At 67.4% G+C, this 16,405-nt stretch carries 16 protein-coding genes and 1 tRNA gene; 4 read left to right on the forward strand and 13 right to left on the reverse strand.

Going from position 1 to position 16,405, the window contains the following annotated elements; genetic code table 11:
• Nucleotides 1–613 precede the first annotated feature (613 nt).
• The 4 genes from ACRARE_RS03660 to ACRARE_RS03675 are packed head-to-tail and all read right to left on the reverse strand — an operon-like array spanning nucleotide 614 to nucleotide 4,577.
• Nucleotides 614–1,414: an SDR family NAD(P)-dependent oxidoreductase gene (locus ACRARE_RS03660; protein ID WP_432655056.1), complete on the reverse strand. Its 801-nt coding sequence runs from the start codon at nucleotides 1,412–1,414 to the stop codon at nucleotides 614–616.
• Between the two features lie 12 nt (nucleotides 1,415–1,426).
• Complete coding sequence (locus tag ACRARE_RS03665; protein ID WP_432655057.1) at nucleotides 1,427–2,371, reverse strand: SDR family oxidoreductase; 945 nt, start codon at nucleotides 2,369–2,371, stop codon at nucleotides 1,427–1,429.
• On the reverse strand, nucleotides 2,368–3,261 hold the full coding sequence (locus ACRARE_RS03670; RefSeq protein WP_432655058.1) for a bile acid:sodium symporter family protein: 894 nt from the start codon (nucleotides 3,259–3,261) through the stop codon (nucleotides 2,368–2,370). The genes ACRARE_RS03665 and ACRARE_RS03670 overlap by 4 nt, the downstream gene beginning before the upstream one ends.
• On the reverse strand, nucleotides 3,261–4,577 hold the full coding sequence (locus ACRARE_RS03675) for a flavin-containing monooxygenase (protein ID WP_432655059.1): 1,317 nt from the start codon (nucleotides 4,575–4,577) through the stop codon (nucleotides 3,261–3,263). Before ACRARE_RS03675 ends, ACRARE_RS03670 begins: the two co-directional genes overlap by 1 nt.
• A gap of 76 nt (nucleotides 4,578–4,653) precedes the next feature.
• On the opposite strand from ACRARE_RS03675, the gene ACRARE_RS03680 reads away from it, so the two are divergent.
• The gene (locus ACRARE_RS03680; protein WP_432655060.1) at nucleotides 4,654–5,313 is read left to right on the forward strand and encodes a TetR/AcrR family transcriptional regulator; all 660 of its coding nucleotides are present in this window, start codon (nucleotides 4,654–4,656) and stop codon (nucleotides 5,311–5,313) included.
• 114 nt (nucleotides 5,314–5,427) lie between these two features.
• On the opposite strand, the gene ACRARE_RS03685 is transcribed toward ACRARE_RS03680, so the two are convergent.
• The 4 genes from ACRARE_RS03685 to ACRARE_RS03700 all read right to left on the reverse strand — a co-directional run bounded on the left by ACRARE_RS03685 (nucleotide 5,428) and on the right by ACRARE_RS03700 (nucleotide 8,842).
• Nucleotides 5,428–5,504, reverse strand: a tRNA-Pro gene (locus ACRARE_RS03685).
• Nucleotides 5,505–5,619: 115 nt separating this feature from the next.
• Nucleotides 5,620–6,615, reverse strand: a complete 996-nt coding sequence (locus ACRARE_RS03690) for a DMT family transporter (RefSeq protein WP_432655061.1) — start codon at nucleotides 6,613–6,615, stop codon at nucleotides 5,620–5,622.
• A 152-nt stretch (nucleotides 6,616–6,767) separates the two neighbouring features.
• Nucleotides 6,768–7,871: a 3-isopropylmalate dehydrogenase gene (leuB, locus tag ACRARE_RS03695; protein WP_432655062.1), complete on the reverse strand. Its 1,104-nt coding sequence runs from the start codon at nucleotides 7,869–7,871 to the stop codon at nucleotides 6,768–6,770.
• 74 nt (nucleotides 7,872–7,945) lie between these two features.
• Complete coding sequence (locus ACRARE_RS03700; protein ID WP_432655063.1) at nucleotides 7,946–8,842, reverse strand: LysR family transcriptional regulator; 897 nt, start codon at nucleotides 8,840–8,842, stop codon at nucleotides 7,946–7,948.
• A gap of 110 nt (nucleotides 8,843–8,952) precedes the next feature.
• On the opposite strand from ACRARE_RS03700, the gene ACRARE_RS03705 reads away from it, so the two are divergent.
• Nucleotides 8,953–9,816 (forward strand): Rossmann-fold NAD(P)-binding domain-containing protein, encoded by an 864-nt coding sequence (locus ACRARE_RS03705; protein ID WP_432655064.1) that lies wholly within the window; start codon nucleotides 8,953–8,955, stop codon nucleotides 9,814–9,816.
• 88 nt (nucleotides 9,817–9,904) lie between these two features.
• Here the strand turns inward: ACRARE_RS03705 and ACRARE_RS03710 are convergent, their stop codons facing one another.
• From ACRARE_RS03710 to leuC, 5 genes are all read right to left on the reverse strand, one after another.
• Nucleotides 9,905–10,945: an endonuclease/exonuclease/phosphatase family protein gene (locus ACRARE_RS03710; protein WP_432655065.1), complete on the reverse strand. Its 1,041-nt coding sequence runs from the start codon at nucleotides 10,943–10,945 to the stop codon at nucleotides 9,905–9,907.
• A 92-nt stretch (nucleotides 10,946–11,037) separates the two neighbouring features.
• Complete coding sequence (locus ACRARE_RS03715; RefSeq protein ID WP_432655066.1) at nucleotides 11,038–11,877, reverse strand: hypothetical protein; 840 nt, start codon at nucleotides 11,875–11,877, stop codon at nucleotides 11,038–11,040.
• Nucleotides 11,878–12,180: 303 nt separating this feature from the next.
• Nucleotides 12,181–12,699 carry an HdeD family acid-resistance protein gene (locus tag ACRARE_RS03720; RefSeq protein ID WP_432655067.1) on the reverse strand — a complete coding sequence of 173 codons (519 nt, stop codon included), beginning with the start codon at nucleotides 12,697–12,699 and terminating at the stop codon, nucleotides 12,181–12,183.
• A gap of 255 nt (nucleotides 12,700–12,954) precedes the next feature.
• Nucleotides 12,955–13,560 (reverse strand): 3-isopropylmalate dehydratase small subunit, encoded by a 606-nt coding sequence (gene leuD, locus ACRARE_RS03725; RefSeq protein WP_432655068.1) that lies wholly within the window; start codon nucleotides 13,558–13,560, stop codon nucleotides 12,955–12,957.
• A 54-nt stretch (nucleotides 13,561–13,614) separates the two neighbouring features.
• Nucleotides 13,615–15,021 (reverse strand): 3-isopropylmalate dehydratase large subunit, encoded by a 1,407-nt coding sequence (leuC, locus tag ACRARE_RS03730; protein WP_432655069.1) that lies wholly within the window; start codon nucleotides 15,019–15,021, stop codon nucleotides 13,615–13,617.
• A gap of 349 nt (nucleotides 15,022–15,370) precedes the next feature.
• Here leuC and rsfS point away from each other — a divergent pair, with 349 nt between their 5' ends.
• Both rsfS and rlmH read left to right on the forward strand, forming a co-directional pair.
• Nucleotides 15,371–15,841 carry a ribosome silencing factor gene (gene rsfS, locus ACRARE_RS03735; RefSeq protein ID WP_432655645.1) on the forward strand — a complete coding sequence of 157 codons (471 nt, stop codon included), beginning with the start codon at nucleotides 15,371–15,373 and terminating at the stop codon, nucleotides 15,839–15,841.
• 25 nt (nucleotides 15,842–15,866) lie between these two features.
• A complete protein-coding gene (gene rlmH, locus ACRARE_RS03740) occupies nucleotides 15,867–16,337 on the forward strand; it encodes a 23S rRNA (pseudouridine(1915)-N(3))-methyltransferase RlmH (RefSeq protein WP_432655070.1) in 471 nt (156 codons plus the stop codon).
• Nucleotides 16,338–16,405: the final 68 nt, after the last annotated feature.

Below are 16,405 nucleotides of genomic sequence, written 5' to 3' on the forward strand. Positions count from 1 at the left end.
CCTAAGAGCGCGATATACAGACGTTCATTCGTCGAATGATCCAAACCGCCCGCATATCTCTTCAGATACTCGCGATGTCAAAGAGCGTAGAGACAAAAACCAGACCAGTGCGCCCTAACTTGCGGCGCGCCCGCCCGACAGTACCTCTGAATTTCCTTCAACCCGTCCGCCTCGAACCTCCCTCAGCAGCGCCGCCGCTTCGTTCCGTCCGACCCGTCCGGGCCGCCCCGCAGCGCCTCAGCGCCGCCGGTGAAGGGGTATTTACGGATAGAGCCGGGGACCCGCAAGCGCTTTTTCCGAGAAAGTTTGAGATTTTTGCGACATCCTCATAATTCAAGTAAATACAGATACTTAGATACCGCCTCTCTCGCGGAACCCCGCCGAGGGCGAATTGATAACCGATGCAGCCCGGGCCGCTGCCCCCCATATCTTGGGGTATCCACAGAGTTATCCTCAAGAGGGCCGAGACTCGGGGCGGAATCGGCCCGGACTCGATGACGACTCGGCGGGGAATCGGGACGTCTCGGGCGACTCGGCGCGGCTCCGGCGAGTCGGGGAATGCAAAAGGGGGCCGCAGCCCCCTCTTCTCCCCTCCCTGGCAGATAAGTCCCCTTCAGGGATCGGATTGGCCCGACACGCTCCGCTCCATCAGCCGTTGGAAGAGAGAGGGGGAAAGGCGGTTCAGCCACCAGGCCAGACGCGCCACCCGACCCACGGGGATCATCGCCCGCCCGCGCTCGACCCCGCGCAGGATCTCCGCCGCCGCCGCCTCGGGTGTCATATAGTCCATCCCGTCGGCGGCAGAGCCGGGCCGGGCAATGCCCGAGGCCTGACGCTCGGGCTGGCCAATGTTGGTGGCGACGAAGGACGGGGCCGCGATCAGCACCCGCACCCCATGGGCCCGCTCTTCCGAGCGCAGGGATTTGAACGCCCCTTCCAGCGCATGTTTCGACGCCGCATAGGCGCAGCGGTGCACCAGCGGGGTGAAGCCCGCCACCGAAGAGATCGCCAGATGGGTTCCGTGGCTGTCACGCAGCGCGGGAAGGAAGTGCTGGGCCATGGCGGTGGCGGCGAAGTAGTTCACCTCGAAGACCTGGCGGTGTGCGGCCTCGGTCAGCTGGGCGAAGGGGCCGATCTGGGTGATGCCTGCATTGTAGATGACCAGGTCAGCGCGGCCATGGTCGGACAGCACCTGGGCGCAGGTCCGGGCCAGCGCCTCGGGCCGGGTCAGATCGCATGTATAGAGAGAGAGGCCCGGCACGGGATCCAGTCCCGCCACATCGCGGTCGATCGCCGCCACCTGCCAGCCGCGCGCGAGGAGGGCGGCGGTCAGCGCCCGGCCGAGCCCCCCAGCCCCGCCGGAGATCACCGCCACGGGGGCGGCGCCCCCCTCTCTCTTATTAGAAGCGGTCATGGGCGCACCTTTCTACAGTCCGGCCTGGGCGCGCCACAGGTCGAAGACCTCGGCGCTGGTCTTTTCGGGGCGGTAGCCGAACTGGGCCTTCAGCGCGTCATTGGCCAGCACCGGGCGGTATTGCAGAAAGCGCACCTGCTCTGGGCCATAGCGGGTCAGGCCCAGGGGTTTGGCCAGGGCCAGGGCGGTGCGCAGGGCCCAGGCCGGCAGGGTGCGCACAGGTTTCCCCATGCGCCGCGCCAGATCGGCCACCGACAGGGCGCCGTCGCCTGCCACGTTATAGATGCCCGCCGGGCCATCGGTGGCGGCGCGTTCGATGATCCGGGCCAGATCGCGGGTCCAGATGAAGACGAAGGGGCTGTCGCAACCCGCGATCGCCAGCAGCCGCGGCTTGCGGAACAGCGCCGTGATCTGGTTCTCGGTGCCCGCGCCCAAAACGGTGCCCACGCGCAGCACCACCTGTTCCAGCCCCGGCGCGGCGCGGCGCGCCTCGGCCAGCATCTCTTCGACCTGGCGCTTGTGGTCGGAATAGGCGAACTCGACATTGCCGCGCAGCGCATCGCCCTCGCGCAGCGGCACCGGGTTGTCGGGGTGATAGCCATAGGCCGCCCCCGAGGAGGTGACGACCAGGCGGCGCACCCCGTTGGCGATACAGGCGTCGATCACATGGCGCGAGCCGGTGACATCGACGCGGTAAGCCAGGTCGCGCCCCTGCCCCGGTGCGGGCGTGACGATCGAGGCCAGATGCACCACCACGTCCGGCTTCACCGCCGTGATGACGCGCATCGCATCGCCCCCCGTCACGTCCAGGGTTTCAAAGCGCACCCCGGGCGGAAGGTCGGCGGGGCGATGCAGATCGCTTGCCACGACCTCCACCGTCCCGCCGCGCTCCGCGAGTGTGCGGGTCAGGGTGCGGCCGATCATGCCTGCCGCCCCGGTGATCAGGATACGGGTCATCGTGCGGCCTCCGTCCGGCGCCAGATCTGCGACAGGGCAAAGCCCGAGACCGCGTGCCAGATGCCCCAGAAGGCGGCGACCACCGCCATGCCGCCCAGCCCGTGGAAGAAGCCGAAGATCAGCACCAGGCCCAGGCCCGAGTTCTGGATGCCGGTCTCGATGGTCACCGCCCGGGTGTTGAAGGCCGACAGGCCCGCCAGCCGCCCGGTGCCATAGCCGCCCAGCAGGGCCAGGGCGTTATGGGCGATGACCAGCCCGGCGATGCCGCCGGCGAATTGCAGGAAGTAGCTCCAGTTCGAGACCAGCGCCGCCAGGACGAAGGCCACGAAGATGGCCATCGACACCCATTGCAGCGGCCCGCGCAGCCGCGCGGTGATGTCGGGGCGGCGACTGTTCAGGGTCACCCCCAGCACCAGCGGCAGCACCAGCATCAGGCCCACGGTGATGGCCACCGAGACCGGGTCGATATGGGTCTCGCGCAGGATCTGCCGCGAAGGTTCGTAGAGCGACCCCCAGAAGGCGATGTTCAGCGGCGTCAGCAGGATCGCCCCCACCGTTGCCAGCCCGGTCATCGACACCGACAGCGCCGCGTTGCCCCCGGCCCGCTGGGTGAAGAAGTTCGAGATATTGCCGCCCGGGCAGGCCGCCACCAGGATCAGCCCAAGCGCGACCGAGGCCTGGGGCTGCGTCGCCAGCACCAGCAGGAAGGTCAGCACCGGCAGCACGGCGAACTGCGCGATGAACCCGGCGATCAGCGGCTTGGGCCGCCGCAGCAGCTCCAGGAAGTTGGCGGGCGTCAGGTCGATGGCGACAGAGAACATCACCACGCCCAGGATCGCGTTCAGCAGGCGCAGCGCGCCGGGGCTGAAATTCAGAATGACCTCATCCATCAGGCTTTGGCCCCGCGCAGCTTGTCGATCCAGCCGGTGACGGCCTTCCGATAGGTCGCCTTGTCGACGTAATAGGCCATCCGCGCCAGTTTCAGATAGCGCGTCCCGCCGGTGGCCCGTTCAAAGCCCTTGGCCTTTTCGTCATGCAGGGCCTGGGCGGCGGGGCTACCCGCGCGGCGCCCGGCGATATAGCGGGCGACCATCTCGGCCTGTTCATGACGCCCCTGCCAGCCCAGGCCCGAGGCCTCGACCATGCCCAGCACGAACAGGTCGTCGCGCGTGGGGTGCATGGCGTTCAGGTAAAGATGCGGCGCATCCCCCTGCCAGTTCAGCAGATCCTTGTCGATGAAGGGATAGTGCAGCTTGTAGCCCGTCGCGGTCAGGATCATGTCGTAATCGGCGCGGCTGCCATCGGTGAAATGCACCGTGTGGCCCGACAGGTGGTCGATGTCGGGGCGGATTTTCAGATCGCCATGGCCCGCGTGGAACAGCACAAGCGAGTTCACCACCGGATGGGATTCGTACAGTTTGTAGTCGGGCTTGGGGAAGCCGTATTTCGACGGGTCCCCGGTGAACCATTTCAGCATCAGCCCGTCGACCCGCCGTTTCAGCCACATGGGCAGACGGATCGCCCCGCCCAGCGTGTCGGCGGGACGGCCGAAGACGTATTTCGGCACGAAGTAATAGCCGCGCCGCATCGACAGGTCACAGCTCTTGCCGTGGTGGATGGCATCGACCGCGATATCGCAGCCCGAGTTGCCGGCCCCCACCACCAGCACCCGCTTGCCGTCGAACTGGCGCGGGTCGCGGTACTGGCTGGCGTGGATCAGTTCGCCCTCGAACCGCCCCTTGAAGGCGGGCCGGTTGGGCTCGGCCAGGGTGCCATTGGCGATCAGAACCCCGGCAAAGACCGCCTCGTGCTCCCCTTGCGCGTCGCGCCAGTGCACCCGCCAGCCCGCGCCGTCGCCGCCCAGGGGCTCCAGCTTGGTGACTTCGGCGCCAAAGGTATAGTCGCGGCGCAGGTCGTAGTGATCGGCGAAGTCGCGGAAATAGCGCACCATGTCGCGATGCGACGGGTACTCGGCCACTTCCTTTGCCATGGGGAAATCGGTGAATTCGGTCATCGTCTTGGACGAGATCAGATGCGCCGTTTCGTACATGGTCGAATGCGGCGCCTCGATGTCCCACAATCCGCCCACATCGGAATGCAGTTCGAAACCATGGAACGCGACGCCCTGTTCGCGCATTGTCTTGGCTGCGGCCAGGCCCATGGGGCCCGCTCCGATCAGGGCGAATGTCCCTGTCGTGTCATGCATGGTAGTCCTCCCTGGCACCCCTCCCGGTGCCTTGATACTAAAATGAACATACGTTCAAGATAAGGCAAGTAAATTCATGTCGCTGGAAAACACCAATGGGAAACAACGGCAAAGGGCCCCCCAGAAGCGCGCGCTGGAAAGCCGGCAGAAGATTCTGGATGCCGCCGAACGGGTGTTTGCCAAGGGGGGATTCGATGGCGCCACGGTGCGCGACATCGCGGCCGAGGCGGGGGTGCCCGTCGGGCTGGTGCATCACCACGGCGGCGGCAAGGAGGCGCTCTTTGCCGAGGTCGTCGCGCGCCGCGCGGGCGCCCTGTCGGATCTGCGCCGCGCCGCGCTGGAGGCCGCCCGCGCCAAAGGGCCGCTGGATCTGGACGCGGTACTGCGCGCCTTCATCGCCCCCTATTTCGAACGCGCCCGCGATGGCGGGCCGCAATGGCTGGCCTATGCACGGCTGGTGGCCCTCGTCTCGGCCGATCCGAAGCTGAACGCCCTGTCGGCGGAACATTTCGACCCCACGGCCCAGGTCTTCATCGCCGAGATGGCAGGTCTGTTCCCCCAGGCCCGGCGGGCCGAGCTGGCGGAATGTTTCGTCTACATGGTGTCCTGCATGTTGGCCCTGCTGACCTCGCGCTTTCGGATCGCCACGCTGGGCGGCGACGAGGGCGGCGAGATGGAAGGGCTGATCCGCTTCTGCACGGCGGGGATCGAGGCGCGGCTGGCCGAGACCACCTGAGGGGCGGCACGCCGCGCGAGGCACCGCCGCAAGGGACCGCAAGGCGCCCGGCGGACGCGCCACAGGCGCCGGGGGTGGGCCCCCGATTACGCCAGATCGCGATTTCTAGAAAATTGGTCGGAGCGAGAGGATTCGAACCTCCGGCCCCTGCCTCCCGAAGACAGTGCTCTACCAGGCTGAGCTACGCTCCGACCGTGAAGGGCGATCTACAACCCGGGCCCGCCCTTGGCAAGAGCGAATCCGACGCAAATGCGTTTGCCCGCCGCGCCGCCACAGCTCGCCCCCGGCCCGACTCCCGCGCCGGGCTCAGGCGCCAGAGCGGCGCGCGCCCGCCGCGCCCTGCACCGGGCGTTTCGAGATCATCCGCATCAGCGGCCCCACACGCAGCGCCGCCGGGGTGCCGGTGCGGTTGCGGGTGCGCAGCACCGGCTGGATCGACACGCTGTCGGGGCGGGATTCGCGGAACACGATATAAAGGCCCGAGGCAATGATCAGCGCCGCCCCCGCGGCGGTGTTCATCCCCGGCAGTTCGTTGAACAGCAGCCAGCCATAGAAGGTGGCCCACAGGATCTGCGAATATTGCATCGGCGCGATCAGCGCCGCCTCGGCGTTGTTATAGGCCGCGATCATCAGCAGCATGGCCACCGTCGACAGGGCCGCCACGGCAAAGAACCCACCCATATGCGGCAGGGGCACCTCGGCGAAATTGCCCGGCAGCGCCATCAGCCCGCCCATCAGGACGAAGTTGGCGATCAACGGATAGATCAGCATGACCACATTGCGTTCGTCGCGACCGATCTTGCGCACGATGACCGAGGCCAGGGCGCCGCAGACCGCGCCGCCCATGGCCGCGAAATGGCCCGCCGACAGCTCGGACTTGCCCGGTTGCAGCACCACCGCCACGCCGATCAGCCCGACCAGCACCGCCAGCCAGCGCCGCAGACGCACCTTTTCCCCCAGAATCGGGATCGACAGCACAGTGATCAGCAGCGGCGTGGCAAAGAGGATCGCATAGACATCCGCCATCGGCAGCACCGAGAAGGCGAAGAACCCGCAGGCCGCCGCCACCACCGAAGCCAGGGTGCGCACCAGCATCCACCAGGGATGCACGGGGCGCAGCGTACCGGGCCGCGTGTCGCGGATCAGAATCACCGAGGTGACCGGAAAGCTCATCAGCACGGTGAACCAGACCAGCTGGAAGGCACTGTAATTCGCCCCCAGAATCTTGATGATCGCGTCGTGCCCCGAATAAATCGCAAAGGCCAGAAGCGCGAAACCGATGCCGCGTGTGGTGCCGGACATAAGATCCCTTTCCGGAAATCAGCAAAGAAAAACCCTTCCCGGCGACTATGGCGCGGGAAGGGTCAATTTCAAGCGTCAGCCGGAAAAAGCTGGCCCCTCAGGGCCTTGGCTGTCCGGCTGCCGGAAATTCGCCCGCCATGCGGGCTAACACCTTACAGGCTGGCGTCCAGGGCGGCGACCACGGCATCGCCCATCTCGCTGGTGGTGGCAGGCGTGCGGCCTTCCTCGTTCAGCAGATCCGCGGTGCGCACACCATCGGCCAGCACCTTTTCCACCGCCGCTTCCAGGCGGTCGGCTTCGGCGCCCAGGTCGAAGGAATAGCGCAGCGCCATGGCGAAGGACAGGATGCAGGCACAGGGGTTGGCCTTGCCCTGACCGGCGATGTCGGGGGCCGAGCCGTGCACCGGTTCGTAGAGCGCCTTGGGGCGGCCATTGGCCATCGGCTTGCCCAGGCTGGCCGAGGGCAGCATCCCCAGCGAGCCGGTCAGCATGGCGGCGGCATCCGACAGCAGATCGCCGAACAGGTTGTCGGTGACGATCACGTCGAACTGCTTGGGCGCGCGGCACAGCTGCATGGCGCCGGCATCGGCGTACATATGCGACAGCTCGACCTCGGGGTATTCCTTGCCCACCTCGGTGACGACTTCCCGCCACAGGATGCCCGATTCCATCACGTTGGCCTTTTCCATCGAGCAGAGCTTCTTGCCGCGCTTCATGGCCAGTTCAAAGGCCGAGCGTGCGACGCGGTCGATCTCGCTCTCGGTGTAGCGCTGCGTGTTGATGCCGACGCGCTCGTTGCCTTCCTCGATGATGCCGCGCGGCTCACCGAAGTAGATGCCAGAGGTCAGTTCGCGGACGATCATGATGTCCAGACCGGCGACCACGTCCTTTTTCAGCGAGCTGAAGTCGGCCAGGGCGTCGAAACACTGGGCCGGGCGCAGGTTGGCATACAGGTCCATTTCCTTGCGCAGGCGCAGCAGGCCGCGCTCGGGTTTCACGCTGAAATCCAGCGCGTCGTATTTCGGGCCGCCCACGGCGCCCAGCAGGACGGCGTCGACCTCCTGGGCCTTGGCCATGGTGTCGTCATGCAGCGGCGTGCCGTGCTTGTCATAGGCAGAGCCGCCCACCAGATCCTCGGACACGTCGAAGACCACATCGCGCTTGGCGCCGAACCAGTCGATGATCTTGCGCACTTCGGCCATAACTTCGGGGCCGATCCCGTCGCCGGGCAGGATAAGAAGCGAGGGGTTGCTCATGGGGGTGTCCTTCCTGATCTAATCGTTGCCTTCGCGTAGCGGGCGATGCGCGAAAGATCAAGAAACGAAAGGCCTCAGGCGAGGTAGGAAAGCAACCCGGCGGCCAGCCGATCCCACACCGCCGCAACGCGCGGGGTGGGCCGCAGGCTTTCGTGGGCGGCGATCCACAGCGGCAGCACCGGCAGGTCAAGGCCGGGCAGCACCTGTTCGACGCAGTCATCTTCGCGGATCAGCGGGATCTGCCCGAAACCCAGGCCACAGCCCGCCCGCACCAGTTCCCAATAGGTGACCTGGTCGTCGCAGCGGGTGGCGAAACGCGCCCGGTCGGGCGGCAGGCCCAAGCGCTCCATTTCGCGCAGGATCAGGTCGGACCGGTCGTAGCCCACCAGGGCGTGATGGGCCAGATCCTCGACCCGCTCGGGTCGACCCACCCGGTCCAGATAGGCGGTGGCGCCGAAGGCCCCCAGGGGCACGTCGCCCAGGTGGCGGGCGATCAGGTCGGGCTGGGCCGGGCGGTACATGCGCAGGGCGATGTCGGCTTCGCGGTACATCAGGCTGTCGGTGTCATCACTGGCCACCAGCTCGATCTGCAATTGCGGCAGCTCGGCCCGGATCCGCGCCAGGATCGGCGGCAGCACCCGGGTGGCCACCATCTGGCTGGCCGTCACCCGGCAGGTGCCCGCCAGCCGGTCGTCGCGCGCCACCGCCGTCAGGGCCAGCTCGCCCATGGCGCGGGCCATGCGACGCGCCGGATCCAGGATCAGCCGCCCCTCGTCCGACAGGACCAGCCCGCGCGGCTGGCGCAGGAACAGGGTCAGCCCCAGGCGTGCCTCCAGCGCGCGCACCTTGCGGCCCAGGGTCGGCTGCGACTGGCCCAGCTGCCGCGCCGCCGCCGACAGAGACCCGGTGTCGGCCACCGCCAGAAAGACCTGTATCGCGGCCCAGTCGAGGGTTTGAAGACGTGCATCCATGCATGAATGAATACCCAATGGTTGATTTCGGTCAATTTCCATTCCGCAGAAACAGGCGCAGGGTGGCGTCATCTCCGCTCACTCTCCCCTGATGCGAAAGGAGGGCAACGATGCCCGGCAAGGTTCTTATCCTCGGTTCCCATGGCCGTTTCGGCCACCACGCGGCCCAGGCCTTTGGCGCGGCGGGCTGGCAGGTTCGCGGCTTTGACCGCCAGCACGACGATCTGGCTACGGCGGTGGCGGGTCAGGACGTGATCGTCATGGCCGCCAACCCCGGCGGCTACCAGCATTGGACGCGCGAGCTGCTGCCCGCACATCGCGCCCTGATCGAGGCCGCGCGCGGCAGTGGCGCCACCATCCTGCTGCCCGGAAATGTCTATGTCTTCGGCCCCAAGGCGCCCTTCGGCTGGGACGCGGACACGCCGCATCTGGCGACCAACCCGCTGGGTCGGCTCCGCATCCAGATGGAGGCCGAGTATCGCGCCTCGGGTCTTCAGGTGATCGTGCTGCGCTGTGGCGACTTCCTGGATACGCGCCCCTCGGGGAACTGGTTTGACGCCCATATCGCCAAGGGGGCGCGGCGCGGGCACTTCGCCTATCCCGGGCCGCTGGACCGGGTCCATGCCTGGGCCTATCTGCCCGATGCCACCCGCGCCGCCGTGGCCCTGGCCGAGGCGCGCGCCACCCTAGCGCAATGGGAAGACCTGCCCTTCCCCGGCTACAGCCTGACCGGCGCCGAGCTGGCCGCCGCCACGGGCCGGGCGCTGGCGCGGGACATCCCGCCGGGCCGCATGGCCTGGTGGCCCCTGGCGCCCCTGCGCCCACTGGTGCCCGCCCTGCGCGGCATCTTCGAGATGCGCTATCTGTGGGAGCTGCCGCACCGGCTGGACGGGGCCAAGCTGCACCGCCTGCTGCCCGAGTTCCGCGATACGCCGGTCGAAGAGGCCATCCGCGCGGGTCTGCCGCAGCGCTAGCGACAGAACGCGCCACGACACGAGGCGAGGCCCGCGCCCAGGTCGCCCCGCCCCCGGAGGCGCGACGGCACGGCCCGAGAACGGCCCGCTACTCCAGCCTCAGATCGACCCAGACCGGCCGGTGACGGCTGGCCCGGGCCACCGCCTCACCCATGGGATCGGAGGGCTGGGGCCAATAGACCCCGGCGCCGACCACCCGGATCCCGGCAGAGGGCAGGACATAATCCACCCGCATCCGCCCCGGCCCCTCGGCGGGCCAGTCGACCGTGGTGTCGCCCTCCGCCGGATCGGCGGATTGCCAGCGGGGCGCCGGGTCCTGCACCCGGGGGTCGGCCAACAGTTCACGGATTGCCGCGCGCCGGCCCGCGCCGCGTTCGGGGTCCAGGTTGCCACCGCCCAGGATCACGAAGGGCGCGGGCAGGCCCTCGGGCCCCGCAGCCGCACCGCCCCCAGGTCCGGCCAGGGGCGCGCCCGGCGGCAAGGCCCCGTCCAGCAGCAGGCGCCAGAAGCGCAGCTCGTCATGATTGCGCCGCCCGTTGCGATCCTCGGGTCCGTCGAAAACCGGCGGCGTGGCGCGGAAGATCCCCAGGTGCAGAGGCCCCTGGGGCGTCTCGACCGGCAGCACCCAATGGGCCATCGACGACAGGCGCTGCACCCCATGGCCCGGGTCGTCCGCGGCGATCAGGCTGTCCGGCAGGGCGCGCCACAGCAGCGCCGAATGATCGGCCCCCGTCCCCAGGGGCCAGCGCGACAGCACCGCCAGCCCGCCCGCCCCGGTGAAACGGCCATAGCCCTGCGCATCCCGCGCCTCGCCCTGGCGGCCGTTGCCGTCCAGGTCCAGCCCGGTGGGCAGGCCTGCATTGGGCAGGGCCGAGAAAAGATGCGGATAGGGCGCGGCAAGGGTGGCGTTCAGCGCCGCCAAGGTCCGCCCCTCGGCGTCGGCATCCACCCCGGCCAACACCAGCACATCCGGCGCCAGGGCGGCGATCACCTGCGCCACCGCCTGCGTCTGGGCATCGTCGCCGCCCGCGATGTCGCGCAGCAACAGGCCCGGCCCGTCGCGCCCCAGCTCGGTGTCGTACCAGACCAGGCGCAGCGGCTCGGCCCGCGCGGGTGCGGCGCCGGTCACCCAGCACAGACACAGCAGTATCAGGAAAGTGGCCCAGCCCCCGGCGCCCAGACCAATCAGCCCCCGGCCAGGGGCCCTACGCGGCGCCCGGCTCAGATCGCCAGGATGCCCTCGGCCTTGGCGGCGGCATAGGTGCGGCGCCGCTTGGCCTCGATCATTGCCGCGATCCGGGCCAGGGCCACGCCGCGCATGATCAGGTTTGCCGGAAGGAAGGCCCATGCCACCATCGTCCAGATCAGGGTCTGCGGCAGTTCCAGCGCGTGCAGATCCACCATCGGCATCACAAAGCGCAGCACCACCGGCGCCAAGAATGGCAGCAGGAAGCCTAACAGGATGTTAACCACCGAATCCCGCTTCAGCCGGGCCAGCACGTCGCCGCCCCCGGTAGGGTCGAACAGCGGCAGGTTGATCCAGACGTTGAAGGCGCCGTAGCGAGCGGGCCAGCCATGCACCCGCACCAGGATGCCAAAGGCCACCAGCCCGCAAAGCGAGGTCAGATAGGCGATGCCAGCGGCGGCACGCACCGTCTCGATAAAGGCGGCAGAGGCGTCCGACGGCAGCGCCAGGATCACCAGGCGCACCGGCGAATAGGGGAAGTCGACCGCGTTCACCAGGATCTGGCCGACCCGTTGCAACAGGTCCGAGATCGGCGAATCCAGCGCCGGGCCGGATTGATAGACGGTCAGCAAAAGGATCATCGCGAAGGCGGTGAAATAGCGCAGACGGTTCACCGGCGGGGCGAATCGGAATTCGATGATCGTGGGGAACTGGCTGAAATATTCGATGAAGGTGTACAGCGCGCCCACCATCGCCACCAGCACCACCACCTGCGCCGCATCGGCGGAGATGTCGGGCAACAGAAGCGACGGCGTGGCGATGGCCAACGCAATCAGGATGGCCCGCATCAGCGCGCCGGTGACTCGAACGATCACTGCTCGTTTTCCTTCAAACTGGCCCGGGCGTCTTTTGCGCTTGCCCGTGTTTCCACTTTGATTCCGCTGCATGGCGGACTGCCTCATTCTTGCCACGATTAAGACACTCCTTCGCCCAAAGGCTCAAGAGCTGCTCTTAGAAGACACGGATATTGCGGCGAAATACGGGCCAAACTGGTGCGATCTTGCATCATTTGCCGCTCGGGCCGGCAGGGCGCGGCGGACGCCCGCCCCGGCACCTCAAGATATGGCGGACGGACCCCTACCCGCCACAAGATGCAGCAGTTCCGAAAACGGGCGGTATCAGAACCCGCGATGCCGGGTGATCAGGCCGAAGGCAAAGAGGCCCGCCCCCTCGGCCACCAGCTGAATCCCCAGCAGCAGCCCCAAGAAGGTCGTCGCCGCCGCGCCCACGTCGAACAGCACCAGCAGGCCGATGGCCAGCGAGGCGCCCCCCGACAGCAGCACCAGCCAGAAGAAGGGCGCGCCGCGCAGCGAGGCCGCCATGGCCAGGCGCACGAATCCCATGACAAAGAAAATCGCCCCCAGCAGCAGGGTCAGCGACAGGGTGCCCGACAGCGGATTGGCCAGCAGCCAGACCGCCGCGACGATGGTCAGCAGCGCCACCAGCGCATTGCGCCGCCGCCCCTGGTGCGGTCCGGCCTGGAACTCGACCCAGGCCTGGGCCACGCCCGACACCATGAAGACGACCCCCACCAGCGAGGTCACGGCCAGCGAGGCGGCAAAGGGATTGGCCAGGGCCAGGAGCCCCATCACGGCCAGGACGACGCCGATCAGCAGAAAGGTAGTGGACAGTTTCATCGGCGGTCTCCTGCGTGGGCGGGGCCCATATTGGGGACGAATACATCAGGCAAATCACGGACTTCCCCCAAAGACTGCCCCGCTTTCTTGTGTGCAACAACCCCGTTTCCGGCGCGCAGATGTCAAAACACCTTTACAGGTATCCGCAGGGCGCGACAGCCGCGGTGCGCCCGCGCCCGCCCTTCGCCCCGGAGGGGTGGCAGAAACAGAACGGGGGCCCGAAGGCCCCCGTTCGCGATCTGGTGGATCAGGCGATCAGACCCAGGGACGGGCCTGTTCCATCTGCCCCTCGAAGGTGTCGATGGCCGCCGACTTGGCCAGGGTCAGGCCGATGTCGTCCAGCCCTTCCAGCAGGCAATGCTTGCGGAACGGGTCGACCTCGAAGGGGAAGACCTCGCCATCCGAGGTGGTGACGGTCTGCGCTTCCAGGTCGATCTCCATCCGGGCGTTGGCGCCCTTCTCGGCATCCTGCATCAGCACGTCCACCACCTCTTGCGGCATAACGATGGGCAGCATCCCGTTCTTGAAGCAGTTGTTGAAGAAGATGTCGGCGAAAGAGGTCGAGATGACCACCTTGATGCCGAAATCCGCCAGCGCCCAGGGGGCGTGTTCGCGCGACGAGCCGCAGCCGAAGTTGTCGCCCGCGACAATGATCTGGCTGTCGCGGTAGGCGGGCTTGTTCAGCACGAAATCGGGGATCTCGTTGCCCTCATCATCATAACGCATCTCGGCGAAGGCATGGACGCCCAGGCCCGACCGCTTGATCGTCTTCAGGTACTGCTTGGGGATGATCATGTCGGTGTCGATGTTCACCAGCGGCATGGGCGCCGCGATCCCCGAGACTTTCTCGAACTTTTCCATTTGGCTTTCCTTTGGCTGTCCGGTGACGGAGGGGCCAGGCCCTCCGCCCGGGGATCACATCATTTCGCGCACGTCGGTCAGGTGGCCGGTCACCGCCGCCGCCGCCGCCATGGCGGGCGACATCAGGTGGGTCCGACCGCCGCGGCCCTGACGGCCTTCGAAGTTGCGGTTCGAGGTGGCCGCGCAGCGGTCACCGGGGGCCAGCTGGTCGGGGTTCATCGCCAGGCACATCGAGCAGCCCGCCAGGCGCCATTCGAACCCGGCCTCGGTAAAGATCTCGGCCAGCCCCTCTTCCTCGGCCTGGGCGCGCACAAGGCCAGAGCCCGGCACGATCATGGCACGGACGCCGTCCTTGACCTTCTTGCCCTTCAGGATTGCGGCGGCGGCGCGCAGATCCTCGATCCGGCCGTTGGTGCAGGAGCCGATGAAGACCGTGTTGATCTCGATCTCGGACAGTTTCTGACCGGGCGTCAGACCCATGTAGTCGAGCGAGCGCTTGGCCGCCTCGACCTTGCCACCGGCAAAGCTTTCGGGGGCGGGCACCACATCGGTGATCGCCAGCACATCCTCGGGCGAGGTGCCCCAGGTGACGACCGGGGCGATATCTTCGCCGCGGATGGTCACGACCTTGTCCCAATGGGCGTCATCGTCGGAATAGAGGGTCTTCCACCAGGCCAGGGCGGCCTCCCACTGGGCGCCCTTGGGCGCGTGCGGGCGGCCTTTGACATATTCGAAGGTGGTCTCGTCCGGCGCGATCAGACCGGCCCGGGCGCCGCCCTCGATGGCCATGTTGCAGACCGTCATCCGGCCTTCCATCGACAGCGAGCGGATGGCCTCGCCGCAGTATTCGATGACATAGCCGGTGCCGCCGGCGGTGCCAGTCTTGCCGATCACCGCCAGGGTGATGTCCTTGGCAGTGACGCCCGGGTTCAGCTGGCCGGTGATCTCGACCTTCATGTTCTTCGACTTGGACTGGATCAGCGTCTGGGTGGCCAGCACGTGCTCCACTTCCGAGGTGCCGATGCCGTGCGCCAGGGCGCCAAAGGCGCCGTGGGTGGCGGTGTGGCTGTCACCGCAGACCACGGTCATCCCCGGCAGGGTCCAGCCCTGTTCGGGGCCCACGATATGCACGATGCCCTGACGGATGTCGGTCACCGGATAGTAATGCACGCCAAACTCCTTGGCGTTGCTGTCCAGCGCGGCCACCTGGATGCGGCTTTCCTCGGGCATCTGGTCGGGGTTTTCCCGGCCCGGCGTGGTGGGCACGTTGTGATCCGGCACGGCGATGGTGCGTTCGGGCGAGCGCACCTTGCGGCCCGCCATGCGCAGGCCCTCGAAGGCCTGGGGGCTGGTCACTTCGTGAACCAGGTGGCGGTCGATATAAAGCAGGCTGGTGCCGTCTTCATCCTGCTGGACGACATGGGCGTCCCAGATCTTGTCGTAGAGTGTCTTGGGGGACATGGGTCCTCTCCCTTGATATTCGTGGAAATTCGCAAAATGGGAACGCGCGGGCCGCCCATGCCGGATCGGGCACGGGGCCTCGCGCCGGGCCTCATAGCGAGGCCAGGATCGTCAGCGTCGCACCGAAGAACCGCCAGGGCAGGCGGGCACGGTCGTCCATGTCGAAAATCTGCGTCATGACGGCTCAAATACTCTTCGCGCCGCGTTTCATCAAGCCTGTGTGTCGCCCCCGCCCCACGCCCGCCCGCCGGGGCCCGGGGCCGGGAAAGCGGGCGCCGCTGCGTCGGAAACCCCGCGCACCCCGCAAAGCGGACCGCATTCATTGAAAAGCGCCGCCCGGGCTGCTACCTTGGGGACATGCCCGGCACCGGGGCGTGGCCGGTGCGCATTAAGGGAGGACGATGTCCTGTCACTTGACGCAAGCGCGGATCTTTCCGCACCCTCGGGGGCCCAGATGATGGCGGCCCCGCAAGAGCTGAGTGTCAAAGACCAGCTCACCCTCATCCTGAAATCGCTGGAAGACGACAAGGCGGAAGAGATCGTGCAGATCGACCTCGCCGGGAAATCCTCTATCGGGGACTACATGGTCGTCTGTTCTGGCCGCTCGTCGCGCCAGGTGGCGGCGATTTCGGAAAAGCTGGTGGACCGCCTGAAACAGGCGACCGGCCGCACCGCCAAGATCGAAGGCAAGGAAACCGGCGATTGGGTGCTGATCGACACGGGCGACGTGATCGTCCATGTCTTCCGCCCCGAGGTGCGCGAGTTCTACCAGATCGAGAAGATGTGGATGGAGCCGGGCCAGAAGACACCGCTGTCCTGACCGGACCGCAACTGCCCGAGGCCCGATGAAACTGCATCTCTGCGCCATAGGCCGGCTCCGCAAGGGGCCGGAAAAGGCGCTGATCGACGACTACCTCGACCGCGCCGGCAAGACCGGCCGCGCGCTCGGGCTGGGGCCTTGCACGGTCTCCGAGGCCGAGGCGAAACGCGGCGGCGGCATGGGCGAAGAGGCCGAACTGCTTGGCCGGATGATCCCCGAGGGCGCGAAACTGGTCTGCCTGGATGAGCGTGGCAAGCTCTTGACCTCGCCCGAGCTGGCCGATCAGCTGGGCGCCTGGCGCGACGAGGGAATCCGCGACGCGGCCTTCGTCATCGGCGGCGCGGACGGCATCGACCCCGCCCTGCGGGCCCGCGCCGACCTGTCGATCTCCTTCGGCAAGATGGTCTGGCCACATATGCTGGCGCGCGTCATGCTGTCCGAACAGCTTTACCGCGCCACCACCATCCTGGCCGGATCGCCCTACCACCGCGTCTGACACGCGGCTTTGCCGCGAAATCGCCTGTGCCGGGCGATGCCTCCCTAGCGGGGATATTTTTGGCAATG

It is taken from the genome of Pseudooceanicola aquaeponti (assembly GCF_050897975.1).
Lineage (GTDB): Bacteria > Pseudomonadota > Alphaproteobacteria > Rhodobacterales > Rhodobacteraceae > Pseudooceanicola.

What these genes read in the sequence shown, in the direction of transcription:
- ACRARE_RS03660 (WP_432655056.1), bottom strand. Translation starts at nt 1,414, where the DNA reads ATGACCGCTTCTAATAAGAGAGAGGGGGGCGCCGCCCCCGTGGCGGTG.
- ACRARE_RS03665 (WP_432655057.1), bottom strand. Translation starts at nt 2,371, where the DNA reads ATGACCCGTATCCTGATCACCGGGGCGGCAGGCATGATCGGCCGCACC.
- ACRARE_RS03670 (WP_432655058.1), bottom strand. Translation starts at nt 3,261, where the DNA reads ATGGATGAGGTCATTCTGAATTTCAGCCCCGGCGCGCTGCGCCTGCTG.
- ACRARE_RS03675 (WP_432655059.1), bottom strand. Translation starts at nt 4,577, where the DNA reads ATGCATGACACGACAGGGACATTCGCCCTGATCGGAGCGGGCCCCATG.
- ACRARE_RS03680 (WP_432655060.1), top strand. Translation starts at nt 4,654, where the DNA reads ATGTCGCTGGAAAACACCAATGGGAAACAACGGCAAAGGGCCCCCCAG.
- ACRARE_RS03690 (WP_432655061.1), bottom strand. Translation starts at nt 6,615, where the DNA reads ATGTCCGGCACCACACGCGGCATCGGTTTCGCGCTTCTGGCCTTTGCG.
- leuB (WP_432655062.1), bottom strand. Translation starts at nt 7,871, where the DNA reads ATGAGCAACCCCTCGCTTCTTATCCTGCCCGGCGACGGGATCGGCCCC.
- ACRARE_RS03700 (WP_432655063.1), bottom strand. Translation starts at nt 8,842, where the DNA reads ATGGATGCACGTCTTCAAACCCTCGACTGGGCCGCGATACAGGTCTTT.
- ACRARE_RS03705 (WP_432655064.1), top strand. Translation starts at nt 8,953, where the DNA reads ATGCCCGGCAAGGTTCTTATCCTCGGTTCCCATGGCCGTTTCGGCCAC.
- ACRARE_RS03720 (WP_432655067.1), bottom strand. Translation starts at nt 12,699, where the DNA reads ATGAAACTGTCCACTACCTTTCTGCTGATCGGCGTCGTCCTGGCCGTG.
- leuD (WP_432655068.1), bottom strand. Translation starts at nt 13,560, where the DNA reads ATGGAAAAGTTCGAGAAAGTCTCGGGGATCGCGGCGCCCATGCCGCTG.
- leuC (WP_432655069.1), bottom strand. Translation starts at nt 15,021, where the DNA reads ATGTCCCCCAAGACACTCTACGACAAGATCTGGGACGCCCATGTCGTC.
- rlmH (WP_432655070.1), top strand. Translation starts at nt 15,867, where the DNA reads ATGAAACTGCATCTCTGCGCCATAGGCCGGCTCCGCAAGGGGCCGGAA.